This window comes from uncultured Cardiobacterium sp. (assembly GCF_938028825.1).
Taxonomy (GTDB): domain Bacteria; phylum Pseudomonadota; class Gammaproteobacteria; order Cardiobacteriales; family Cardiobacteriaceae; genus Cardiobacterium.
The window spans coordinates 1-22,608 of sequence record NZ_CALIZP010000009.1; the positions used below are offsets into that span (position 1 = coordinate 1).

Here is a 22,608-nt window from a genome sequence, read left to right on the forward strand (position 1 = left end):
CTGATTGCTGATTGCTGATTGCTGATTGCTGATTGCTGATTGCTGATTGCTGATTGCTGATTTAGAACAAGAACAACTATTCAAATTATCAACAGTATATTTAATAGAGTTTATCCAGCATATAGCTTTATTAATAAGTACATTAGATTCGGGAAAATCCCAGGTCATAGGAATAGCCTGTCGTTTGAATGTCTGCATTACCTGTTCACCTGAAGGTTTCCAAGTCGCTGTAGTGCTATTGAAATCTGCCAGTCTATCTACCGCAAACGCCAAATACACCGCCACTGCTTCGGCAAAAGCTGTGGCGCCTGTGCCGCCTTGCGCCAGACCGATGCCGTCGTCCGTCATCCCGGCAGCGCGGGCGTCGGCGCTGATGCGCTCTTTGGCTTCCTGCACCAAATCGGAAAAGGTGGACAACGCGGTCAGTTGGCGGGCGGTAAAGAGTTCCGACCATTGCGTGATGCCGTAGCCGCGTCCCGATACCAAATCCTTGCAATCCTGATTCATAGCCATATCCGGCTGCCAGCCCGGTTGGGCGCTGTGGGCAATGGCTTCCATTTCGGCAGTTGGTGACAGATAAACACGGCCATTTTTCCCTTCGGCGACGATCGCCATCAGGCGTTGCCCGACGCGTTTTTGCTTGAACTCTTCGCGGATATGCGCCTGATTGAGCGGGCTGCCTGAGAGTAGGCAGGTGAAATTGGCGCCGCGCGCCGCTTTGGTACCGTTTTTTGCCGCTGCCGGCGGTTTACCCATCTTGACGGTGAAGCGGTAGTCATCGCCGCTAATCACCGGCTGGACATACACTTCTTTGTCTTTTTTGCTCGACAGGATGAAGCTGGACACCAGCGGCACCTGGCAATGGGAAAAGGCGGGGTTGGCGCTTTTTACGGTGCGCGCCCACAGCCAGGCGATGACGGTGAGTTTTTGGCCGAGCAGGGGTTTGAGGTCGGGACGCGTGGCGCACATCTCGGCGGTGATGGTGATTGTCGGGTAGAGGTGGCCGATGCGCTTTACCGCTTCGTCGCGCATCCAGTGGCCGTAGCGGCGCACGGTTTCGGCGAGGCCGCTGGCGCCCGGCCAGTCTTGTGTGGTGCCGCATGGTGTTTCGCCGACGGGTAGTGGGCCGATGGGGGCAATGCCGGCAAAACGCGGCGGGATGTCGAGCATGGCTTTGTTGATCATCACCGCCACGGGGTTGAGGTCGCTGGCGTAAGCGGCAAGGCCGAGGCGCTGCGCTTCCAGTGGCAGGGCACCGCCACCGGCGAAGGGATCATGGAAGGCGGGCAGGACTTCCGGATTAAAGAGGGTGGCGGCCTGCGGGTGTTTTTTGTTGAGCTCGCAGGTTTCGCGCCAGCTCGCCCAAATGGCGTCGTTGGCGCGCTTGAGGACGTCGGGGTTGTTGCTGTTTTCCCATTTCACCAGCTCGCGGATGATATCGAACAACTGCTCGCGACGGATTTCAGCGGCTTTTTTGTTGACGCCGCGCCGAAAGCCCTTGCCGACCTCATAGCCGGGATCGTTCACCATCTGCGCGAAGATCACGGCGCGGGCGGCGGCGAGCGGCCGTCGTGCCCACCACAGATGGATGCCGCGCGGATGTGCGCCAATGCCGGGCATCTTTTCGTATGCACTGGCCTTGTTGATGTCATCCAGCGGCAGGGCGACTTCGATCAGTTTTTTCGGGATGTGGATGGGGTGCATGGTGCGGATCCTGGTGGGCGGGCGGCTATTGTAGCCCTGTGCACGGGTGGGGCAATGATGGCATTGGGGCGAGAGCACGACAGATGGACATATGCCGGTGGACAGCCGTTTTTCTATAATGCCAACCGTGACATAAACCAAGCGTTTTATATGGATTTTATCTGTAAAGATACTGCTGCTTTATTCGAGGGCAAGCGGGTCAAGCGGTTTGAAGCCTTTGCCCGTATCGCGCAGCGGAAACTGAATGCCCTGGCACAAGCGACATGCCTTGATGATTTGCGCGCACCACCGGGCAATATGCTGGAAGCGCTCTCCGGTGACCGGGTCGGGCAATACAGCATCCGTATCAACCGCCAGTACAGAATCTGCTTCAAGTGGGCAAACGGTGCCGCTTGTGCAGTAGAAATTGTTGACTACCACTGAGGCCATCACATGACGATTTTTCATGCAGAAAACGGTATGCGCCCCATTCATCCGGGTGAGCATTTGCGCGAAGATTTCCTGATTCCGCTCGGTATGAATGCGGCGACGCTGGCTGCCGCCCTGCATCTGCCCGCGCCTTTTATCAACGATATTGTGCGGGAACGGCGCGCCGTTACGCCGGAAGCCGCCCTGCGGCTGGGCAAATATTTCCGCACCAGTCCGCAATATTGGCTGAACTGGCAAAACGCCTACGATTTGCGCCTGGCGCAGGTGAAGGAGGCGGATGCCCTGGCTGCCATTGTCCCCTGTCCCGCCATTCCCGCCTGAATCCGCTGCTTAAGCGCTTGTTGCCGGGGAAGAAGCAGGACGCTGCCAAGCGGCGTAGTCGCTGGATCCGGCAAACGGCATAAACACCGGGCTCACTATTAGCCTTGTTGCGGCGGGCTGGAGCCCGCCCTACGGCAGATTATTTGGGGTTTTGGTATCACAGGGTTTCTGCGGGCGGCACGGATTTGGCCAGCAGTTTGGCGAGGTCGTAGTCGACGCCGGTAACGCCGAAGTCGGGTTCGGCGGTAAAGGGGTTTTTGATGTAGCGCGGCGCTTCCGCCTTGTCGCCATCGACGATGACGATGGCGAGGAGGTATTTGTCGGCCTGGTTGAGGGCATACATGATTTCGTTACGGCTGACGGTGATGGTGGTTTGTCCTTTGGCGCGGCCTTTGACTTCGATGTGGCGGTCGTCGGGCAGGCTGCCGTCGGCGTGCGGGGCGGGACGGGCGGTGATGTCCCAGCCGCATTTTTCGGCGCTGACGTCGGTAACGGCATGGCCGAAGGCGGCTTCGGTGTCCATCACGGCTTGCATGGCGAGTTGTTCAACGCGGGCGCGGGCAGCGGCGTCCACGGTGTTTTCTGCGGCTGCGGCGCCGTCCTCCGCGAACCAGCCCTGTGGCAGCACCAGTGCGCTGCTGATGATGACGGGCGTCGCCGAGGTGATGTTTTTCATGGCCCGCAAGGCGGTCGTGCGCTGTTCGAGGCGGGTGGTGAGTTCGTCAATGCGCTGGCGCAGGGTTTCCGGCTGCTGGCGCGGATGTTTACCCGCCTTGATGTCGTCTTGCAGTTTGAGGTAGCGGTCCTGCTGGTAGTTGATTTCTTTGACCAGGCGTTCGTGTACGGCGGCGAGGGTTTTGTCTGCCTGGACGTTGCGGCGTGCCTGAATTTCCCGGTAGTGCGCCGGGGCGATGTGGGTGGCGGCGTAGTGGATGGCGCGCTGTTCGCCATCGCCGTGGTTGAGCCAGTCGCTGTGCAGTAGTGTCCGGATGTGCGGGTCGTCAGCCGGTTTTTTGAGCGGGACGAGGTCGAGGTGCGGCGCCCAGCCCGCGTAGCGGGTGTTGCCGTGGCGGTCAATGTGCACGAATTGCAGGCGGCGCGAGATGTCTGTGCCGTCGCCGTCGCGCACGACGTGTTCGATCATGTAGAGGATGCCCGGCTCGCTGCCCATGTCATTGGGATCACGCAGGATGGCGCCCTGTTTGAGTTTGCTGCGGTGCTCTTGCAAGGTGAGGTCGATGATGCTGTGCAGCAGCGGGTGAGCGGGGTGGATGAAATCCGCCAGGGCTTTGCCCACCGGGCGGATGTGCTGTTTGTCGAAGCAGATGCGCGCGTATTTTTTCAGCACGGGGGTGCGGCTTTCGCTGATGACGCGGTCGTTGTCGCGGATGCGGGCGGGGACGTAGGTGATTTCGTAGCGCCCCGCTTCGCGCGGGTGCAGGCTGCCGCCGAGGGCGGCGAAGGCTTCCTTGAAGAAGGCATGAATGAAGTAGGGTTGCAGGCGGCGCGCTTCGGCTTTGTCCATTTCTTCTTTGATGTGATAGAGGTCTTCCAGTTGCAGGGTTTGTTCGGCGAGGGCGTTGCGGCGAATGATGGCGTGCAGGTGTTCGATGTCCAGCGCGCCGGCGATGACTTCGTCCATGCGCGCCTTGACTTCGGGCTGCTCGCCGTAGCGGATAGCTTCCAGTAGCAGTTCGCGCAGCGGTTTGTCGGCAAAGGCTTCGCCGAGGATGTCGAAGACTTTGCCTTTGAGGGTGGCGCGCACGGTTTCGATTTTGTCGAAGAGTTTTTGGAAGACTTCGCCTTCGCGGGTTTCTTTGGCGACGAGATTCCACAGGTGGCAGACTTCGGTCTGGCCGATGCGGTGGATGCGGCCAAAGCGCTGTTCGATACGGTTCGGGTTCCAGGGCAGGTCGTAGTTGATCATCAGGTTGGCGTTTTGCAGGTTGACGCCTTCGCCGGCCGCATCCGTGGCAATCAGGATGAGCACAGCGGGGTTGTGGCGAAATTCTTCCTGTATTTTGCGGCGTTCGTCGCGGTTGGTGCTGCCCGAGATGGTGCGCACGCCTTCCGCACTGCCAAGCAGGTTGGTGATGCGTGCGGCGAGGTAGTGCAGGGTGTCTTTGTGTTCGGTAAAGATGATGAGTTTGCGCCGCTGCCCGTTGGCATCTTTCATGTGCGGCGCATCCTGCAACAGGGCGGAGAGTTGTTCCCATTTGGTGTCGCTGCCGCTTTGCACGACTTGCTGCGCTTGCCGTTCGAGACGTTGCAGGCTGTGGATTTCTGCTTCCAGTTCGGGGATGGTTTCGGAGGCACTCGCCTGATCCACGACTTGTTCGATGTAGGTCTCGTATTCGGCGCCACCCAGTTCTTCATCCAGCTCGTCCATGCTTTCCGGCAGGTCGATTTGCCGCGCAACGTAGTAGGTGCCGAGGGTTTCGGAGAGGTGTTGCCGCACTTTTTCACCACGCGCCAGCAGTCTGGCCTCGCTCAGGCGGTTTTCCAGGCGTTCACGACGACGTTTCAGCGATTGGTAGATAGCTTCGGGGCTGGAGACGAGGCGGCGTTGCAGCATGGTAAGGGCGAAGCCGACGTTGTTTTTTTTCTGCCCGTCGAGGTTGTCGGCGCGATTCATTTCTTCGCGGACGTAGGTGGTGACTTGTTCGTATAGCGCAGCTTCTGGCAGCGACAGGGTGTAGTTGGCAGTGTAGGCGCGGCGTTCAGGGAAGAGCGGCTTACCATCGAATTTCAGCAGTTCTTCTTTGACCATGCGTCGCATCATGTCCGAGACATCAACTTTGTGCACGCCTTCACGGAATTTGCCGTAGAAGCGGTCGCCATCAAGCAGCGACAACCAGATTTGGAAGTCGGCTTCTTTGCCGTTGTGCGGGGTGGCGGTCATCAGCAGGAAATGGCGGCTGATGCTACCGAGCAGCTCACCCAGCTGGAAGCGTTTGCTTTTGTTGATTTTGTTGCCACCATAGTTGGCGGAGAGTTTGTGCGCTTCGTCAACGATGATGAGATCCCAGGTGGTGTTTTTCAGTTTGGCCTGATAGTCGGCATTGCGCGACAGTTGATCAAGGCGGCAGATCAGGCGGTCGCTGTCGGCGAAGTAGTTGCCCGAGGGGGATTGTTCCTGTTTTTCGCGGCTGAACAGGGTAAATTCCACGTTAAATTTTTCCAGCATTTCATCCTGCCACTGCTCACACAGCGAACCGGGGGCAACAATCAGGATGCGTTGCGCGTCTGCCCGTATCAGTAATTCGCGGATAAGCAGCCCGGCCATGATGGTCTTGCCCGCGCCGGGGTCATCGGCCAGCACGAAACGCAGTGGTTGTCGGGGCAGCATCGCTTCATAGACGGCGGAAATCTGGTGCGGCAGCGGTTCAACGTTGGAGGTGTGCACCGCCATCATCGGGTCAAATAATGCCGCCTGCGCGATACGGTAGGCTTCCAGTGCCAGCCGGAATTTCGCCCCGTCGGCATCAAAGGCGTATGCCCAGCCTTCCTGTGCGAGACTCAAGCGCGCTTCATCACTGCGAAAGAGCAGCTGCTCGCCCAGTTTGCCTTGGCTGTCTTTGTAATAAATGGTCAGCGCATCTGTCCCAACCCATGCGGTGGTGATGATATGCACGATGTCGTTGGCAAGGATGCCGCCCAGCTGCGCGGATGGGGTGATGGCTTCGAGTTTGAGCATGGCAGGCTCCGATGTTGATGTGAAAAGAGACGCGGTGAGGCGTCTCTTCGGTGAGTGATGGGGCTTAACGCAGCGGCGGGGCAAACATGATGCCGCCCTGATTCCACAGGCGGTTCAGGCCGCGTTCGATGGCAAGCGGCGAGTCTTTGCCGACGTTTCTGTCATAGGCTTCGCCGTAGTTGCCGATGTTTTTCACGATGTGGTAGCAGAAATCCCGGCCAACGCCGAGTTTGTCCGCGCCGTTTGCTTCCACGCCGAGCAGGCGGCGGATGTTCGGATTGTTGCTGTTTTTCATCTCGTCAACGTTCGCCTGGGTCACACCGTATTCTTCAGCGTTCACCATGCAGTGATGCGTCCAGGCAGCGAGGTCTTTGAAAGCGGGATCTTCCTGGCGCACCAGCGGGCCAAGCGGTTCTTTGGAGATGACTTCCGGCAGGATGTCGTGCGCATCGGGGTTGGCGAGCAGTTTGCGCTGCACGTAGAGGCCGGAGACGTCCGAGGAGTAGGCGTCGCAGCGGCCAGCGTCGTAGGCACTTTTCACTTCTTCGGATTTTTCGAAGATGACGGGTTTGTATTCGAGGCCGTTCGCCTTGAAGTAGTCCGCCATGTTGGTTTCGGTGCTGGTGCCGGTGTTGGTGCAGATGGAGGCGCCGGAAAGCTCTTTCACGCTTTTGATGCCGAGGTCTTTGCGCACCATGAAACCCTGACCGTCGTAGTAGTTGACGCCGATGAAGTCAAACGGCATATCGACGTCGCGCGAGGTGGTCCAGGTGGTCACGCGCGCCAGCACGTCAATTTCGCCCGATTGCAGTACGGTAAAGCGTTCTTTGGATGAGGTCGGGCGGAAGGTGACTTTTTCCGGATCGTGGAAGATGGCGGAGGCCAGCGCGCGGCAGTAATCGACATCAAGTCCGGTCCAGCGGCCTTTGTCATCGGCGACGGAGAAGCCGGCAAGCGCTTGGGTGACGCCGCAGCGCAATTCGCCACGTTTTTTGATGTCATCCAGCGTGCCCGCATGGGCGGCGCAGGTCGCGAGTGCCGCGCAGGTGATGGCGGCGGTGAGCAGGGTGGTTTTCATGGGTGGGTCCTTGTGTGGGGATGGATGGGAGCCCCGCTGCCAGGCGGGGCGGCGGTAGTCTATCAGGCTTTTCCCGCCGCAAGCGGGCGAGCGGATGTCCCTGATTTTTCTTCTACCGCCTGCGCACAAGCAGGGCGATGAGCGGCACGCCCAGGTTGAGCATGCCCTGCGCGGTGACGAGCCGGAGGATGTCTTCATGGTGCGTGGTCAGCCATGTGGTTACGCCCAGGTTCACCTGAATGCCGGCCGGGATGGCGAAGCAGGCCAGCAGGGTGGTCGGCCAGAAGAGGAGGCGTTCGGTGAGCGGTGCGCGGGTCAAAATAGGCGCGGCGGCGCAGATAGAGGAACAGGCCGTAAGTACCCCACAGCGGCAGCCACAGGCCAACCCAGGGGGTGAGGAACGGCCCGGTGGTCGCGTCGTACATCGCGGGCAGCAGCACTGCGGTGACGATAACCCAACAAGAAGCATGCGAGGGGTCGAGACAAGCGCCGCCCCAGCCGCGCGTACGCGGGTCGGCGAGGTTGAGCGGGAAACGGGGCATGGTTTCTCCTTGAAAAAAGATGTGGCGACAGGCGGCCAGTCTCGCATGATTCACCGAAAGACGGCGGTAAAGCGTGCATAATGCCGCCACCATTGAAACCATCAATAATCATCAGGAGAAACACACATGACCCGCACCTGCTTCACCCGCCTCCTCGCCGCGCTGTGCCTCCTCGCCGCGCTGCCCGCCCACGCCGCCATCAGCGTCGCCGACATCACCGCGCAACTGCGCCGCCAGCCCGAACCGGCCGGCACCTTCACCCAGACCCGCTACCTGCGCGGCATGAACCGCCCGCTGGTTGCCAGCGGCCACTTCGCCCTGCAACAGGGCGCGCTCTACTGGAATCTGGAAAAACCGTTTGCCAGCAGCCTGCGCATCACCGCCGAGGGCGTCAGTCAGTGGCAGGGCGACGCCTGGCAACCGGCCGGCAGCACGGCGGCGAACGAAGCGCAAAGCCGCCTCTTCCTCGCCTTCCTCCGCGCCGACGAAGCCACCCTGAACGAATATTTCAGCATCACGGCGGGCGGCGAAGCGGCGGCGTGGACGCTGCAACTGCTGCCGAAAAACGCGCTGATGCGGCAAATTTTCGAGCGCATCGACATCCGGGGCGGGGCCTATGTCGAGCAGGTCGTCCTCGAAGAGGCGCAGGGCGACAAAAGCGAACTGCGCTTTCACGTCGAACAGTAGCCGCCCGTGAACTTCCTCGGCCACGCGCTGATTTCCCTCGCGCTGGACGACGCCCACCGGCAACAGACGCTCTACGACAACTTCGCCGGCGACTTCTACAAAGGGCCGGTGGCGGCGCTTCCCCTGCCCGCCGCCCTGCGTGCGGGCGTGGTGCTGCACCGCCGCATCGACAGCCTCGCCGACCGCGCCGACAACCCGCTCTACCCGCTGCTGGGCGGCTTCGGCCGCTGCAAGGGCATCGTCGCCGACATGTTCATCGACCACTTCCTCTGCCGCGACTTCGAGCGCCTCTTCCGGCAAGACCTGGCCGGCGTCGCGGCGGACATCCTGCGCCGCGTCGGCGCATACCGCCCGCTTTTCCCCGCCGCCTTCGCGCGCACCTTCGCCTGGCTGGAAGCGGATAACGTCCTGCCCCGCTACGGCGACCGCGCCTTCCTCGCCCGGGCCTTTGCCGGCATCGCGCAGCGGCTGCGCCGGGGCGACATCCTCACCACCGCCACCGCCGTGCTGGACGCGGATGAAGCCGCCTTCGCCGGGCGGGCGGTGCAGGCGTTTTTCCGGGTGCGGCGGGAAAGCATGGTGCCGTTCCTGCGTGGCGATGATGCCTGCCGCCTGCCACCGCCCATGTAGAGGCGCTGCCTGTGGCGACGTCCCGACAACAAGCGGATGATTTGGGGGATTTGCCGTCAATCATAAAAATCTTCTTCCCTTGCCGGCAAAAACGGGCGGGCAAAGAAAAGGCACCAGCCGGAAAGGAATTTCAGAGACGTTACAAGCAAGAGGTATATCACCAATAATTCCCCTGCACCCTTATTCCAGTACCGGATACCCATAATCCAATTATCGGTTGGCAAAGACGGTATTGATTTAATAGCCATGGCGCCCCCTGTCAATAAGAACAATAAGGGCAGGAACCAAAAAAATGATTTACAAAAAGCGGCAACGCTGTTGATATAACGCGGGTCAATTAACACAAAACCCAAATAATCCAGAATGCGCGAAAGCCACAGATAATAACAGACGATAAAGAGCGGGTGCATACAGAGCAATACCACATGAAAAAAGAGCTGGCTGTCGCCCAAAGGTGAGGCGAGAAAAGCATGATCATCGGGAAATATCCCGGCAAACACCGTATCCCTGCGGTCAATATAAAAAAGCATCTGCCACTGTTCTTTATCCCATGCCCCGGTATGTGCCCGCATCCAGTCGATAATGCCGTCCACCCAGGCGGGGCGCCATATCAAGATGCCGTCCTGCATCCAGACACCGATAACGAACAACTGGCACAACAGCAAACAGACAATCACCGCCAGCGCATATTGCTGCCGCGCCGCAGGCGGCACATAACCATTCAGCGCCATTTCCTGCAAATACGCCGCGCGCTCCTCTTCATCGTCTATTTCTGTTTCGCTATACGCCAACATGGCATCGCGTACAGCATTCATGCCGGTAAAAGGGTAACGCGCCAGATAATTCAGCAAGGGCGGCACGGCGAGGCTGGCGGCACAGAGCAGCAGGAGGATAAAAAATTGCGCCAGCAAATAAACCTGCGTCGATATGCCGATGACGCGCAGGGAAAATAAAATCTCGGCAAGCACGACAATGCCGAGAGAGGCCAGCATCTGATAGCCGAGATAGGTTTCCATCGTGCGGCCGGGGCCATACTTCCATGCATAAATAGTAGGCGGGTGAATCGGCGGGCGCTTGACGGGGCGCATGATTTTCTCCTGAATGATGCGGTAGAAGGACAGGCGGCATGACGTGCCCTGCCGCCGCTTGCCACCCATCATATGGGCAAATTGCCGCACCAGGATAGCGGCGCAAGCGGATTTCAACCCGCCGCAATAATAGTAATGGTGGGCTGAAGCCCACCCTGCGAACTATTTGAAGCGGCTATATAGCGGCGAAAGAAACAGGGCGGGTTTCAGCCCGCCCTGCACCTGTGTTTTTCTCCGCCGGCTGGGTGTCATGCCGCCCAGAAATCGCGCGGCGGGTCGAGCACGGGTTTGACGATGCCGGCGCGGATGGCGTAGTCGCCGAAACCTTCATCCGTTTCGCGTTCCCGTGCCCAGGCACCAATCCATTCGTCCAGGATGGCGAGGATTTCCGGCTCGGTGATGTTTTCTTTGTAAAGGCGCGGGATGCGCGTGCCGATGCGGTTGCCGCCCGCGAAGAGGTTGTAGCGTCCGATGGCTTTGCCGACGAGGCCGATTTCCGCCAGCATCGCCCGACCGCAGCCGTTCGGGCAGCCGGTCACGCGCAGCACGACGTGTTCGTCCGCCATGCCGTGTTTGGCCATGATGGCATCCACCTGGTCGATGAGGCCGGGGATGAAGCGTTCGGCTTCGGCCATGGCGAGCGGGCAGGTCGGCAGTGAGACGCAGGCCATGCTGTTTTCCCGCTGTTTGGTGACGGTGTCGCTGATGAGGCCGTATTCGCGCGCCAGTTTTTCGATTTTGGCTTTGTCTTTTGGTGCCACACCCGCGACGATGAGGTTCTGGTTGGCGGTCAGGCGGAAGTCGCCTTTGTGGATTTTGGCGATTTCGCGCATCCCGGTTTTCAGCGGTTTGTCGTCAGTGTCGATGAGGCGGCCGTTTTCGATGTAGAGGGTGAGGTGCCAGTTGCCTTCTTCGCCTTTGACCCAGCCGATGCGGTCGCCCCGGGTCGTGAAGTGGTAGGGGCGGATGGGCTCGAATTTGATGCCCATGCGTTTTTCGACTTCGGCTTTGAAGACGTCCACGCCGACGCGTTCGAGGGTGTAGCGGGTGCGCGCGTGTTTGCGGTCGCTTCTGTCGCCCCAGTCGCGCTGGGTGCTGACCACGGCTTCTGCGCAGTGCAGGGTGTGACTGAGCGGCACGTAGCCGAATTCGTAGGAAGTGTTGGGGTAGGTGGTGGTGTTGCCGTGTTCGCTGGAGAGACCGCCACCGACCAGCACGTTGAAGCCGACAAGGTGGCCGTTTTCTTCGATGGCGACGAAGCCGAGATCGTTGGAGTGGATGTCCACTTCGTTATCCGGCGGGATGACCACGGCGGTTTTGAATTTGCGCGGCAGGTAGTTTTTGCCGAGGATGGGTTCGACGTCGTCGGCCACTTCTTTGATGAGCGGTTTGGGCGGCTCGGTGGTGAACACTTTTTCGCCGTCCAGCCAGATGTCGGCATAGGCGGTGGTGCGCGGCAGCAGCTGCATGCTGATTTTTTTCGCCCATTCGTGGGCCTCTTTGTGCAGGGCGCTTTCCACCGGGTTGGTGGTGCAGAGGACGTTGCGGTTCACGTCGCTTGCGGTCGCGATGGAATCGAGCCCCAGTTTGTGCAGCCATTGGTGCATGGCCTTGATGTTGGGTTTCAGGACGCCGTGGTACTGGAAGGTCTGGCGGTTGGTGATGCGGATGGAGCCGTAGAGGGTGTGCTCGCCGGCAAATTCGTCGATGCCCAGCCATTGCTGCGGGGTGATGACGCCCCCCGGCAGGCGGCAGCGCAGCATCATGCTTTTCAGCGGTTCGAGTTTCTGCTCGGCGCGTTCGGCGCGCAGGTCGCGGTTGTCCTGCTCATACATGCCGTGGAAGCGGATGAGCTGGAAGTTGTCGCCGCGAAAGGCGCCGGTGATGCCGTCTTTGAGGTCGGCGGCGATGCTGCCGTGCAGGTAGTCACTTTCGTCTTTGAGGCGTTCGTTGTCGGAGTAGGGCACGTCGGGCAGTTTGGCGCGCGGGTCGTGGGTGTGGCTCATGATGGGTTCCTTATGGTTTGTGTGGATGGGTGGTAGTCGTCAGCCGCGCCTGTGCGGGCGGCGGGCTGAAGCCCGCCCTGCGGTTACAGATACCCCCAGGCGCGCTGGTATTCGACATAGAGATGGTAGTCGTAATCGGCAAAGCCGGCGGTGCGCAGGGCGGTTTTGTGGTCGTTGCCTTCGCCGTCGCGGCTTTCCGCCTGCCAGCCGCGTTTGCCGACACGGATGGTGTAGTGCGCGCGGTCAAGGTATTCACGCAGGGCGGCGTTGCGCGGGTCGTGCGGCGGGTAGGCGCTGCGGATGGTGGTTTTGATGTGGATCATGGTCGCTGTGGCCGGTTGCGGTTGGCGGAAGGGCGGGATTGTGCCGCCTGGCGGTTGCTGCTGTTGGTTATCCGCGTGGGCGACAAGTTGCCCACCCTGCGCGTCAGGGGCGTTTTGCATCACGCCCCCAGGCTGCGCCAGTAGCTGTCGAAGACGTGGTTCGAGAGCCAGTAGCCGAGCGGCAGGTTGATGGCGACGCCGATGGCGAAAGCGAAGCAGGGTTTCAGGCCGACGGCGGCGAGGTCGCGGAAGCGCGTGGTCAGGCCGATGCTGAGGAAGGTGAGGGTGAAGAACCAGCCGCGCAGGTCTTTCAGGGTTTTCAGGGTGTCGGCGTTATAGGCTTTGGCGGCATCGGCGCTGAGGGTGGTGAGGACGAGGGTGGTGAGGATGGAGGCCACGAAGAAGCCGAGGATGAACTTGGGGAAGCGTTGCCAGATTTCGCGGCGGTCGATGCGTTCGCTGCTCGCGGCTGTCTGTCTTTCCCACACAGTGACGGACAGGATGGCGACGAGAAAGGCCCAGATGCCGACGAACATGTCGCGCCCGACGACTTTCATCAGGGTGAAGGCTTCGGTGGCGGCGTCGTGGCCGATGGCTTCGGCGGCGGCAAAGCCGGCGGCGTCGGCAAATTCGGAGGTGCCGATCCACGCGCCCGCCACGCCGGGGTGCAGGCCGAGCCAGCGGCTGGCGGCGGGCAGGAAGAAAATCATGACGACCGCCCAGACGATGACGATCGAGATGGCCATGGAGACGTGTTCTTTTTGCGCGCGGCAGGCACCGCCGATGGCAATTGCGCCGGAAACACCGCAGATGGAGCCGCCCGCGCCGAGGCAGGCGGCGAAGCGGCGGTCGAGGCGGAAGAGGCGGGTGGCGGCGAGGTAGATGCTGGTGAAGGTGACGATGGAGACGATCAGCGCCTGGCCGATGGCGGCGGGGCCTGCGCGCAGGATGATGGTGAACGGCAGGGTCGCGCCCATCAGCACGATGCCGGTTTTCACGTAGTACTCGGTGCGCAGCGCTTCGTTGAACCAGGCGGGCAGGCGGGCGGCGTTGCCGATGACGAGGCCGATGAAGAGCGCGACCAGCGGGCCTTCCAGTTGCGCGCTTTTCGCGGCGCTGTGCGCGCTGGCGAGCAAAACGGCGATGGCGAGCAGGTAGAGCGCGGTAAATCCCGCCAGATAGCGCTGCACGTGGTAGCCGAGGCTGCGCGCGCCAAGGCTGAGGACGGCGGCGAGCAGCAGGTAGAGGCCGATGGCGCCGGGGATTTTCGCGGGCAGTTGCGCGGCGAGTTCGGCGGGCGTCGTCCAGCCCTTCACGCCGAAGCTGAAATAGGCGGTGATGCCGCTGCCGCCCGTGAGAAAGAGGGCGGTGGTGGCGATGACGAGGCCGAGGCCGATGATAATCGCCCAGCTGTCTTCTTTTTTCAGCCAGACGGGCGGCGGGGCGGAGGGGCAGGTGTCCGCTTCTTCGCGCGGCAGGGTCAAGGTGTCGGTGGTCATGGTGGGTACCTCTCTCTATCGAAGAAAAAATCAGGCGGCGATGCCGGATAGCGCCTCGCCGAACCAGGCGAGCTGTGCGCGCAGGCGCACCACTTCGCCGATGACAATCAGCGCCGGGCGCGGGGCGGCGGCAGCCAGCGCCGGCAAGTCGCGCAGCACGCCGGTCTGCACCGCCTGCGTCGGCAGCGTGCCGTTGCTGATGACGGCGACGGGGGTCGTCGCGGCGCGGCCGTGGCGCATCAGCTCGGCGCTGACCGTAGCCGCTTGCAGCGTGCCCATGTAAATCACCAGCGTCTGCCGCGCCCGCGCCAGCGTCGCCCAGTCGGGACGCGCGCCGTCGCGGCAGTGGCCGGTGACGAACAGCGCCGATTGCGCGTAGTCGCGGTGGGTGAGCGGGATGCCCGCATAGGCGGTCGCGCCGAGGGCGGCGGTGATGCCGGGGATGACGCGGTAGGGCACGTCCGCCGCCTGCAACGCCGCCGCTTCCTCGCCGCCGCGCGCAAAGACAAACGGGTCGCCGCCTTTCAGGCGCACCACCCGCTTGCCGAGGCGGGCGTGGCGCACCAGGAGCGCGTTCGTCTCCGCCTGCGCCACCTGATGCGCCCCGGCGCGCTTGCCGACGCAGACCTGCTCCGCGTCCTTGCGGATCAGGCGGCGGATGTCGTCCGAAACAAGGGCGTCATAAAAAACAATGTCGGCGGCCTGAATCGCCTGCAAGGCGTGCAGGGTGAGCAAGCCGGCATCGCCCGGCCCCGCGCCCGCCAGCACCACCTCGCCGCGCGACGGCACGAAGGCATCCAGCTGGGCGGCGAGTTCGCGTTCCGCTTCCGCGTGGCGGCGCTGCGCCACCAGCGTGTCGAAACGTCCGGCAAAGAGCTTTTCCCAGAAGGCGCGGCGGGCGGTGGCGGGCAGTTTGCGTTTGACCAGCGCGCGGGCACGGCCGGCGATGGCCGCCAGCTTGCCGGTGTGCGCCGGAATCAGCGTCTCGATGCGCTGCCGCCAGTAGCGGGCAAGCACAGGCGCGGTACCCGCGCTGCTGATGGCGATTTGCAGCGGCGCGCGGTCAACCACGGCGGGGACGATGAATGAACACAGGGCGGGGCTGTCCACCACATTGCACAATTTCCCCGCCGCTTCCGCCGCCCGGAACACCGCGCCGTTCAGCGCCGGATCATCGGTGGCGGCGACGGCGAGAAAGACGCCGTCAAGCTGGGCGGAGACAAAATCCGCGCCAATATGTTCCATCTGCCCGGCGGCAAGCCAGTCCTGAAACGGTGCGGACAAGTCACGTGCGACCACGCGCAGCCGCGCGCCGGCGCGCAACAGCGCTTCGGCCTTGCGCGCGGCGACGTGCCCGCCGCCGACGAGCAGCACCGCCCGCCCGCGCAAATCGGCAAAAAGGGGAAAATGTGGCGTCATGATGAGGTTCCTGTTGGTGTGTTGGCCGCATCATAAGAAGCCCGCGCCCCGCTGTGAAATAGCGGTTTGGAGGGTGGTTATGCGTTTTGGGCATATGGGCGGCAAGGCTTTTCCCGGCCGCGATGGTATAGTAGGGGCGGCGGTCGCGGGCGGAGCGTGCGGCGGTTTACCTCCTTTCCCGCCGGATGCCGAACCTGCGGCCGTCATTCCTTCACGCAACCGGAGAATCCGATGTTCAAGCAAACCGCCCTGCTGTTCGCCTGCGCCCTGGCGCTTGCCGCCTGCGACAGCGAGAAACCGAAAACCACCCCGCAGGAATCTGCCGCCCGCGCCGACAACCCCCTGCTGAAATACCAGGACGAGACGGTCAACAAGGCCGAGAAGAAAATCGGGGCGGGCGTCGCCCATACGCAGCAGCAGCTCGACGATGCGGACAAGCAGTAAATCCCGCCAGCCTGCGGGCACGGCGACCGCCGCGCATAAAGACCGCCCATAAAAAAACCGCCCAGAGGCGGTTTTTTTATGGGCAGCGGCTTCGTACACGACAAAAATCCATCGCCCGCCGAAATAGTGGATATCAATGCCTCGTCAAGCGGCGTGGTTATCAGGTTTGTCGCTTCGCGGATTTATCAAACCCTCTCCCCAAACCCCTCCCCCAATGGGGGAGGGGCTTTTTTGTCGTGTACGAAGGGGCAGCGGTGTCAGCCGACGTTCACGCCGTACTGCTGGCACAGCGCATACAGACCGCCGGAGTAGCCCTGGCCGATGGCGCGGAATTTCCATTCGCCGTCGCGACGGTAGATTTCGCCGAAGACCATTGCCGTCTCGGTGCTGTAATCCTCGGAGAGGTCGAAGCGCAGCACTTCCTGTCCGGTTTCGTGGTTGACGAGGCGGACGAAGGCATTGCTCACCTGGCCGAAGTTCTGGCGGCGGATTTCAGCGTCGTGGATGGTGACGGTGATGAAGAGCGAGCTGATGTTCGCCGGCAGTTTGTCGAGCTGGACGAGGATGCTTTCATCGTCGCCATCGCCATCGCCGGTCAAGTTATCGCCGGTGTGCTCCACCGCGCCTTCCGGCGAGCGCAGCTGGTTGTAGAAGATGAAGTAGGCGTCGGAGGGGACTTTCTTGTTGTCGCCGGTCATGAACAGGCTGGCATCAAGGTCGAAATCGGCGCCGTCGCTGCTGCGCGCGTCCCAGCCGAGGCCGATCATCACCTGGCGCAGGCTGGGGTCGGTTTTGCTGAGGGAGACGTTTTGTCCTTTATTGAGGGAGATAGCCATGGGGATTTCCTTGCAAGTGGTGGGTTATTTTTTCTCTTCCGCTTTTTCCGGGTAGAGCACCGAGGCGACAACGCCTGCGGCCAGCACGACGAGGACGACGATGAGCGAGGCCACCGGCGAGATGTCGAAGCCGTGATGGAAAAGGTGGTTGGTGGCGGAAAGGGCCAGCTTGGCGGCGATGAAGAAGAGCAGGACGATCACCGCTTTTTCGAGGTGGACGAGGTAGCCTTTCAGCGCTTCCAGCACGAAATACATGGTCCGTAGGCCGAGGATGGCGAACATCATCGCGCTATAGACAATCAGCGGCTCGCGTGACACGGCAATCACAGCCGGGACGCTGTCGAAGGCGAACATCACGTCGGAAATTTCAATCACCGCGAGGCAGAGCAGGAGCGGGGTGGCAACCCAGGCGCCTTTTTTCATCGCATGCGGGTGGCTGCGTTCGGGGTGCTTGGTGTCTTCGCCGGCGAGTTCAAGGTGCTCCGTCGGCGCTTCCGCCTTGGCTTTTGCCAGTTCCTGCGCGTTCAGGAAGAAGTTGTGTCCGAAGAGGCGCGGCCACACGGGGAAGAAGCGGTGCACCCAGCGATAGGCGATGTGGTCGGAATAGTCTTCGATTTCCTCACCGTCATCGCCGCCGCTTTTCAGCATCATCACCGCCGTGTAGGCGACGACCAGGGCGAAGATGATTTCGACGTAGGGGCCGAGGGCAAGCAGACCGGTACCGATGGCGACAAAAATCATGCGGAAGATGATGGCGCCGATGATGCCCCAGTAGAGGACGCGGTGGCGGTAGCCTTCGGGGACTTTGAACCAGGCGAAAATGGCCATCATCACGAAGAGGTTATCGACGGAAAGCACTTTTTCCAGGGCGTAACCGGTGATGAAGAGGCTCGCGGCCGTCGCGCCGTGGTGCCAGGCGAGGAAGCCGGCGAAGGCGAGCGAGATAATGATCCAGAAGACCGTCCACAGCGAGGCACTTTTCAGGCTCATCGGCTTGTCGTCGCGGTGCGCATGCAGGTCGATGAAGATGGCGCCAATGGAAAGGACGGCGAAAACGGCCACGGTTTCTATGGGAAAACCGAGGTGGTGGGTGGCATCAATAGGGGTTGTCATGAGGTTCCTTGGCAAAAGGTGGGGAAAAAACGCCGCCGGGCGGCGGCGGGGCGGGCATTATACTGAAAATGTACGGGTTTTCGTGCAGGCCATCGCGCCCCCGCCGGGGCCGCGAACGCGCGCCGGGCGGTGGTGTCATTACCGGGCCCGCTCAGGCGCGGCAGGCGTCGATGGCGGCGCGGATGGTGGCGGCCGGGACGCCGCTGTCGATGCCGCTCGCGCAGAAGTGTTGCGGCAGGACGAGGCGCAGGGTGCCGCCGCGTGTTTTTTTGTCGAGCTGCATTTTGTCGAGGATGGCGGCTGTCGTGATGTCTGCCGGGACGGTGGCCGGCAGGTCGAAGGCGGCGAACAGCGCGGCGGTGCGCGCGGCGTCCGCTGCGCTGACGCGGCCGAGGATGACGCCAAGGCGGGTGGCGATGATGCTGCCGATGGCGACCGCTTCGCCGTGTTTCCAGCGGTTGTAGTGGGTGAGCGCTTCGAGGGCGTGGCCGAAGGTGTGGCCGTAGTTGAGCAGCGCCCGTTCGCCCTGTTCGCGTTCGTCGGCGGCGACGATGGCGGCCTTGTTGGCGCAGCAGTGGGCGATCATTTCTGCAAGCAGGGCGGGGTCGTGGGCGCGGATGCCGTCGCGGTTGGCTTCCAGCCAGGCGAAGAAACCGGGGTCGTTGATGAGGCCGTATTTGACGACTTCGGCCATGCCGGCGGCGAACTCGCGCGGCGGCAGGGTGGCGAGGGTGGCGGTGTCGATGAGCACGGCCTGCGGCTGGTGGAAGGCACCGATGAGGTTCTTGCCCTGCGGGTGGTTGACCCCGGTTTTGCCGCCCACCGAGGAATCGACCTGCGCGAGCAGGGTGGTCGGGATTTGCAGGACGGCGACGCCGCGCTGGTAGGTGGCGGCGGCGAAGCCCGCGACATCGCCGGTGATGCCGCCGCCGAGGGCGATAACGAGGCAGTCGCGGTCGAAGCGGGCGGCGACGAGGGCATCAAGGATGTGCGCGTAGCCGGCGAGGTTTTTGTGCGTCTCGCCGTCGGGCAGGTGCACGGTGATGACGGTTTTGTCGGCAAGGGCGGCGGTGAGCGGCGCGAGGTAATGCGCGGCGACATTGTCGTTGCTGACGATGCAGACTTGCCGCTGCGGGATGCTGGCGGCGATGAGCGCGCGCTCGTGCAGCAGGCCGTGGCCGATGTGGATGGGGTAACTGCGCGCGGCAGCGGCGGGCAGGTTGACGGTGAGGGTGTGCATGGGGTGCCTCCGGGGTTGGGGTGTGGGCGGGCGGGGTTGTCCCTCGCGGCAAGACGGGCAGGCGCTGTCCCGCCCGCGCAGCCGCCCTCAGCGCAGCGTAACCAGTTCTTCGCTGCTGGTCGGGTGGATGGCGACGGTGTTGTCGAGGTCGCGTTTGCGCGCGCCCATGTTCACCGCCACCGCGAAGCCTTGCAGCATTTCATCGACGCCGTCGCCAATCATCTGGATGCCGACGACGCGTTCTTCCGCGCCGACGCAGACCAGTTTCATCAGCGTTTTCGCCGCATGGGCGGCGAAGGCGCGCGCCATCGGGTTGAAGGCGGCGCGGTAGGTTTTGACGTTCTCCGCGCCGTATTCCGCGCGCGCCGCCGCTTCATCCTGACCGACGACGCCGATGGGCGGGTGGGTGAACATCACGGTCGGGATGTTTTCGTAGTCCAGACGGGCGTCCGCGTCGCCTTTGAAGAGGCGGGCGGCGAGGCGGCGGCCAGCAGCAATAGCGACCGGGGTCAACTCGACAGCGCCGGTGATGTCGCCAATGGCATAGATACCGGGCACGTTGGTGTTCTGGAAGGCATCGACCGGGATTTGCCCGTTGTCGCGCGCGCTAACGCCGGCAGCGGCGAGGTTGAGCGCGGCGGTATTGGCGCGCCGCCCCATCGCCCAGAGGAGGAAGTCGGCGGTGAGCGTGCTGCCGTCATCGAGGGTGATGCTGTAATCGGCGCCGTTTTTTTCCACCTGCCGCACCTGTGTGCCCCGGTGGATGGTGATGCCTTGCGCGCGCATGGCGTCTGCCAGTGTCTCGGCGATGTCGGCATCGTGGGCGCGCAGCAGGCGTTCGCCCCGGATGACGATGTGGCACTGCGTACCCAGCGCCTGCAAGACGCCCGCGATTTCGCAGGCGATGTAACCGCCGCCGACGATGACCGCGCGCTTGGGCTGGCGTTCCAGGGCGAAGAAGTCATCCGAGGTGCTGCCGAGTTTGGCCCCTGCGATATGCGTGGGGATTTCCGGATAACCGCCGGTCGCGATAACGATGTGCTTGCCGCGATAGGTGGCGTCGCCAACGCACACGGTATCGGCGGACGCAAAGCGCGCCGCGCCACGGATGAGGGTGACGCCGCCTTTGTCGAGGTTAGTGGCATAGATGTCGTTCAGACGAGCGATGTAGGCGTCGCGGGCTTCTTTGAAGGCATCCCAGCGGAAAGCGGGCTGCGCCGGGATGCCGTCGAAGAAGCGCGGTGCGTTGGCGAGCGCTTCGGCGGTGTTCGCGGCGTACCAAAAGAGTTTTTTCGGCACGCAGCCGACGTTGACGCAGGTACCGCCGAGGCGGGCGCTTTCGATGACGGCGACTTTCGCGCCGTATTCGGCGGCGCGGCGGGCGGTAGCGATGCCGCCGGAACCGCCGCCGATGCAGATGAGGTCGAAGGTTTGCATGAATTGCTCCGTGGTTGGGGGCGGGCATTATAGGGGCGGCGGCAGCGCCTATTTCCCTGCGGCGAGGCTTTTCGCCTTTTCAATCAGGGTCAGGAGTCCGGCGCGCTCGCCATAGGGGTCGTCGCCTTGTGCCGCTTGCGCGAGGCGGTAGATGCCGTCCCAGTCGAGGTTGCCGTTTTGCGCCCCGCCTTTCAGCGCCTGCGCGTAGCTGGCAGCGGCGACGGCGAAGCGGGTCGCTTCACTCGCGTCCGCGAGCGGGATGCTTCGGGCGGGAATGGCGAATTCGAGCAGTTGGCTGTCTGCCGCGCCGGGTTTTTTGTAGCGCAGTTTCAGCCAGCCGTATTCGTCCGTTTTGCCCTGCGGTGCGGCGGTCTTTTGGTAGCGGCTGTCGTCCAGCCAACCCTGCTTGCCCTGCGGGATGATTTCGTAGAGGGCGGTGGCGTTCATGCCCGCGCCGATGTCGCCCGCGTCCACCTTGTCGTTGTTGAAGTCTTCCTGGCGCAGCACACGGTTTTCATAGCCGACCAGGCGATATTCTTTGACGGTCGCCGGGTTGAATTCGACCTGGATTTTCAGGTCTTGTGCAACGGTGGCAAGCGTCGAGGTGAGCTGGCGCACCAGCACTTTTTTCGCTTCATCGAGGCTGTCGATGTAGCTGTAATTGCCGTCGCCCGCGTCCGCCAGTTGTTCCATCAGTTGGTCGTTGTAATTGCCGCTGCCGTAGCCGAGGGTGGTGAGGCTGATGCCGCTTTTTTTCTGCTCGGCGACGTAGGTTTTCAGCGCTTCGGGGTCGCTGATGCCGACGTTGAAATCGCCGTCGGTGGCGAGCAGGATGCGGTTGATGCCGTCAGCGCGGTAGTGTTTTTTCGCAGCGTCGTAAGCCATGCGTAGCGCTTCGCCGCCGGCGGTACTGCCGTCGGCATAAAGGGTTTTCAGCGCGGCGACGATTTTTTCTTTTTCGCTGCCGGCGGTCGGCGGCAGCAATTCTTTGGTAAAGCCGGAATAGGTGATGAGGCTGAGGTGGTCGTCCGGGCGCAGGGCTTCCGCAAAGCGGCAGACGGTTTGCTGCACCAGCGGCAGTTTGTCGGGGGTATCCATCGAGCCGGAGGTGTCGATGAGGAAGACGAGGTTGGCGGGCGGGCGTTTATCGGGGTCGAGGTCGGCCGCCTGCACGCCGATGCGGATGAGTTTGGCATCCGCCTGCCACGGCGAATCAACGGTTTCGGTGTGCACGGCGAAGGGTTTGCCGTCCGTCGGCAGCGGGTAGTGGTAGGCAAAATAGTTGATGATTTCTTCGATACGCACGGCGTCGGCAGGCGGCAGACGGTTTTCTTTTTCGATCATGCGACGCACGTTGCTGTAACTGCCGGTATCGATGTCGATGCTGAAAGTGGAGACAGGATTATCGGCGGTGCGCTGCACGGGGTTGATATCCTGATGCGCGTATTTTTCGGTGTTTTCGGGGGCGGCTGTCGGCACAGCGCGACGGGTAGATATTTCCGGGTGATAGTGGATAGATGGTAGTTCGCGGGTGGCGGCTTCCGGAGCGGGCGCGGGGGCACTATCTCCCATAGCGATTTCATGTCTGATCCCGCGTTTGAAACCGGGGCTTTGGGCGGCAGCAGGCGCACTTTTCATCGCCCTCTGCGGGGCGGGCGCGACGCTGTACGCGATATCGTGTTCACGCGGCGCATCGGCGGGGCGCAGATCGTCGCAGAGACCGGCGGCGTGGGTGATGCCGCAGGCGGCAAGCAGGGAGAGGGGGAGCAGGGCATTTTTCATGAGGATTTCTGTGCAGGTTGAAGAGGTGTGCCGTGTGCCGTCGGGCTTTCGTTCAATCGCTGCCGCCGTCACCGCCATCGCCACCGTCGCCGTCATCCCGGTCGTCAAAAAGGTCATCATCCCGCTCGCGGCGCTGCGGGCTGCCGATGAAGCCGAGCTTTTCGCAGAGGAGATACAAGCCGCCCAGCAACAAAACAAAGAAGAAAGAGGATGAGGCGGCGACAAGATCGTTTGGCATGGTTTTATCCGGTGGCGATGGCGGGCATACAGTACCACCTTTCCCGCCGGGCGGGACAACCGCCCGCGCAGGGCTGGTGTATGATTGCCGCCTTT

At 62.2% G+C, this 22,608-nt stretch carries 20 protein-coding genes; 5 read left to right on the forward strand and 15 right to left on the reverse strand.

Features of this window, described 5'->3' with window-relative positions; genetic code table 11:
• A partial coding sequence (locus tag Q0562_RS00425) for a DUF1156 domain-containing protein (protein WP_298639686.1) occupies window positions 1-1,704 on the reverse strand: 1,704 nt, incomplete at its 3' end.
• Window positions 1,705-1,854: 150 nt separating this feature from the next.
• Here Q0562_RS00425 and Q0562_RS00430 point away from each other — a divergent pair.
• Together Q0562_RS00430 and Q0562_RS00435 are read left to right on the forward strand one after the other, a co-directional pair.
• Window positions 1,855-2,127 carry a type II toxin-antitoxin system RelE/ParE family toxin gene (locus tag Q0562_RS00430; RefSeq protein ID WP_298639687.1) on the forward strand — a complete coding sequence of 91 codons (273 nt, stop codon included), beginning with the start codon at window positions 1,855-1,857 and terminating at the stop codon, window positions 2,125-2,127.
• 9 nt (window positions 2,128-2,136) lie between these two features.
• Window positions 2,137-2,454, forward strand: a complete 318-nt coding sequence (locus tag Q0562_RS00435; RefSeq protein WP_298639689.1) for a HigA family addiction module antitoxin — start codon at window positions 2,137-2,139, stop codon at window positions 2,452-2,454.
• A gap of 157 nt (window positions 2,455-2,611) precedes the next feature.
• Here the strand turns inward: Q0562_RS00435 and Q0562_RS00440 are convergent, their stop codons facing one another.
• The 3 genes from Q0562_RS00440 to Q0562_RS00450 all read right to left on the reverse strand — a co-directional run bounded on the left by Q0562_RS00440 (window position 2,612) and on the right by Q0562_RS00450 (window position 7,548).
• The gene (locus Q0562_RS00440; protein WP_298639691.1) at window positions 2,612-6,151 is read right to left on the reverse strand and encodes a helicase-related protein; all 3,540 of its coding nucleotides are present in this window, start codon (window positions 6,149-6,151) and stop codon (window positions 2,612-2,614) included.
• 64 nt (window positions 6,152-6,215) lie between these two features.
• Entirely contained in the window at window positions 6,216-7,229 is a 1,014-nt protein-coding gene (locus Q0562_RS00445; protein ID WP_298639692.1) for an amino acid ABC transporter substrate-binding protein, read from the reverse strand.
• Between the two features lie 112 nt (window positions 7,230-7,341).
• Entirely contained in the window at window positions 7,342-7,548 is a 207-nt protein-coding gene (locus Q0562_RS00450; protein ID WP_298639694.1) for a hypothetical protein, read from the reverse strand.
• A gap of 349 nt (window positions 7,549-7,897) precedes the next feature.
• Here Q0562_RS00450 and Q0562_RS00455 point away from each other — a divergent pair, with 349 nt between their 5' ends.
• Entirely contained in the window at window positions 7,898-8,458 is a 561-nt protein-coding gene (locus Q0562_RS00455) for an outer membrane lipoprotein carrier protein LolA (protein WP_298639695.1), read from the forward strand.
• 6 nt (window positions 8,459-8,464) lie between these two features.
• Entirely contained in the window at window positions 8,465-9,088 is a 624-nt protein-coding gene (locus Q0562_RS00460) for an ACP phosphodiesterase (protein ID WP_298639697.1), read from the forward strand.
• A 56-nt stretch (window positions 9,089-9,144) separates the two neighbouring features.
• Here the strand turns inward: Q0562_RS00460 and Q0562_RS00465 are convergent, their stop codons facing one another.
• The 5 genes from Q0562_RS00465 to cysG form a co-directional block, all read right to left on the reverse strand.
• Window positions 9,145-10,293 carry a hypothetical protein gene (locus Q0562_RS00465; protein WP_298639698.1) on the reverse strand — a complete coding sequence of 383 codons (1,149 nt, stop codon included), beginning with the start codon at window positions 10,291-10,293 and terminating at the stop codon, window positions 9,145-9,147.
• Window positions 10,294-10,424: 131 nt separating this feature from the next.
• The gene (cysI, locus tag Q0562_RS00470) at window positions 10,425-12,182 is read right to left on the reverse strand and encodes an assimilatory sulfite reductase (NADPH) hemoprotein subunit (RefSeq protein ID WP_298639700.1); all 1,758 of its coding nucleotides are present in this window, start codon (window positions 12,180-12,182) and stop codon (window positions 10,425-10,427) included.
• 83 nt (window positions 12,183-12,265) lie between these two features.
• Window positions 12,266-12,625, reverse strand: a complete 360-nt coding sequence (locus Q0562_RS00475; protein ID WP_298639702.1) for a hypothetical protein — start codon at window positions 12,623-12,625, stop codon at window positions 12,266-12,268.
• Complete coding sequence (locus Q0562_RS00480; protein ID WP_298639703.1) at window positions 12,625-14,004, reverse strand: putative sulfate exporter family transporter; 1,380 nt, start codon at window positions 14,002-14,004, stop codon at window positions 12,625-12,627. Before Q0562_RS00480 ends, Q0562_RS00475 begins: the two co-directional genes overlap by 1 nt.
• Before the next feature lie 30 nt (window positions 14,005-14,034).
• Window positions 14,035-15,423: a siroheme synthase CysG gene (gene cysG, locus Q0562_RS00485; RefSeq protein WP_298639705.1), complete on the reverse strand. Its 1,389-nt coding sequence runs from the start codon at window positions 15,421-15,423 to the stop codon at window positions 14,035-14,037.
• A gap of 231 nt (window positions 15,424-15,654) precedes the next feature.
• On the opposite strand from cysG, the gene Q0562_RS00490 reads away from it, so the two are divergent.
• The gene (locus Q0562_RS00490; protein WP_298639706.1) at window positions 15,655-15,867 is read left to right on the forward strand and encodes a hypothetical protein; all 213 of its coding nucleotides are present in this window, start codon (window positions 15,655-15,657) and stop codon (window positions 15,865-15,867) included.
• A gap of 257 nt (window positions 15,868-16,124) precedes the next feature.
• On the opposite strand, the gene Q0562_RS00495 is transcribed toward Q0562_RS00490, so the two are convergent.
• The 6 genes from Q0562_RS00495 to Q0562_RS00520 all read right to left on the reverse strand — a co-directional run bounded on the left by Q0562_RS00495 (window position 16,125) and on the right by Q0562_RS00520 (window position 22,513).
• Window positions 16,125-16,703: a TerD family protein gene (locus tag Q0562_RS00495; protein ID WP_006984429.1), complete on the reverse strand. Its 579-nt coding sequence runs from the start codon at window positions 16,701-16,703 to the stop codon at window positions 16,125-16,127.
• A 24-nt stretch (window positions 16,704-16,727) separates the two neighbouring features.
• Window positions 16,728-17,816 carry a TerC/Alx family metal homeostasis membrane protein gene (locus Q0562_RS00500; protein ID WP_298639708.1) on the reverse strand — a complete coding sequence of 363 codons (1,089 nt, stop codon included), beginning with the start codon at window positions 17,814-17,816 and terminating at the stop codon, window positions 16,728-16,730.
• 151 nt (window positions 17,817-17,967) lie between these two features.
• Entirely contained in the window at window positions 17,968-19,056 is a 1,089-nt protein-coding gene (gene aroB / locus Q0562_RS00505; RefSeq protein WP_298639711.1) for a 3-dehydroquinate synthase, read from the reverse strand.
• Between the two features lie 87 nt (window positions 19,057-19,143).
• Window positions 19,144-20,493 (reverse strand): glutathione-disulfide reductase, encoded by a 1,350-nt coding sequence (gene gor / locus Q0562_RS00510; protein WP_298639714.1) that lies wholly within the window; start codon window positions 20,491-20,493, stop codon window positions 19,144-19,146.
• A gap of 48 nt (window positions 20,494-20,541) precedes the next feature.
• Window positions 20,542-22,275: a VWA domain-containing protein gene (locus Q0562_RS00515; protein WP_298639716.1), complete on the reverse strand. Its 1,734-nt coding sequence runs from the start codon at window positions 22,273-22,275 to the stop codon at window positions 20,542-20,544.
• A 52-nt stretch (window positions 22,276-22,327) separates the two neighbouring features.
• A complete protein-coding gene (locus Q0562_RS00520) occupies window positions 22,328-22,513 on the reverse strand; it encodes a hypothetical protein (protein WP_298639718.1) in 186 nt (61 codons plus the stop codon).
• Window positions 22,514-22,608 lie beyond the last annotated feature (95 nt).

What these genes read in the sequence shown, in the direction of transcription:
- Q0562_RS00430 (WP_298639687.1), top strand. Translation starts at nt 1,855, where the DNA reads ATGGATTTTATCTGTAAAGATACTGCTGCTTTATTCGAGGGCAAGCGG.
- Q0562_RS00435 (WP_298639689.1), top strand. Translation starts at nt 2,137, where the DNA reads ATGACGATTTTTCATGCAGAAAACGGTATGCGCCCCATTCATCCGGGT.
- Q0562_RS00440 (WP_298639691.1), bottom strand. Translation starts at nt 6,151, where the DNA reads ATGCTCAAACTCGAAGCCATCACCCCATCCGCGCAGCTGGGCGGCATC.
- Q0562_RS00445 (WP_298639692.1), bottom strand. Translation starts at nt 7,229, where the DNA reads ATGAAAACCACCCTGCTCACCGCCGCCATCACCTGCGCGGCACTCGCG.
- Q0562_RS00455 (WP_298639695.1), top strand. Translation starts at nt 7,898, where the DNA reads ATGACCCGCACCTGCTTCACCCGCCTCCTCGCCGCGCTGTGCCTCCTC.
- cysI (WP_298639700.1), bottom strand. Translation starts at nt 12,182, where the DNA reads ATGAGCCACACCCACGACCCGCGCGCCAAACTGCCCGACGTGCCCTAC.
- Q0562_RS00475 (WP_298639702.1), bottom strand. Translation starts at nt 12,625, where the DNA reads ATGCAAAACGCCCCTGACGCGCAGGGTGGGCAACTTGTCGCCCACGCG.
- Q0562_RS00480 (WP_298639703.1), bottom strand. Translation starts at nt 14,004, where the DNA reads ATGACCACCGACACCTTGACCCTGCCGCGCGAAGAAGCGGACACCTGC.
- cysG (WP_298639705.1), bottom strand. Translation starts at nt 15,423, where the DNA reads ATGACGCCACATTTTCCCCTTTTTGCCGATTTGCGCGGGCGGGCGGTG.
- Q0562_RS00490 (WP_298639706.1), top strand. Translation starts at nt 15,655, where the DNA reads ATGTTCAAGCAAACCGCCCTGCTGTTCGCCTGCGCCCTGGCGCTTGCC.
- Q0562_RS00495 (WP_006984429.1), bottom strand. Translation starts at nt 16,703, where the DNA reads ATGGCTATCTCCCTCAATAAAGGACAAAACGTCTCCCTCAGCAAAACC.
- Q0562_RS00500 (WP_298639708.1), bottom strand. Translation starts at nt 17,816, where the DNA reads ATGACAACCCCTATTGATGCCACCCACCACCTCGGTTTTCCCATAGAA.
- aroB (WP_298639711.1), bottom strand. Translation starts at nt 19,056, where the DNA reads ATGCACACCCTCACCGTCAACCTGCCCGCCGCTGCCGCGCGCAGTTAC.
- gor (WP_298639714.1), bottom strand. Translation starts at nt 20,493, where the DNA reads ATGCAAACCTTCGACCTCATCTGCATCGGCGGCGGTTCCGGCGGCATC.
- Q0562_RS00515 (WP_298639716.1), bottom strand. Translation starts at nt 22,275, where the DNA reads ATGAAAAATGCCCTGCTCCCCCTCTCCCTGCTTGCCGCCTGCGGCATC.
- Q0562_RS00520 (WP_298639718.1), bottom strand. Translation starts at nt 22,513, where the DNA reads ATGCCAAACGATCTTGTCGCCGCCTCATCCTCTTTCTTCTTTGTTTTG.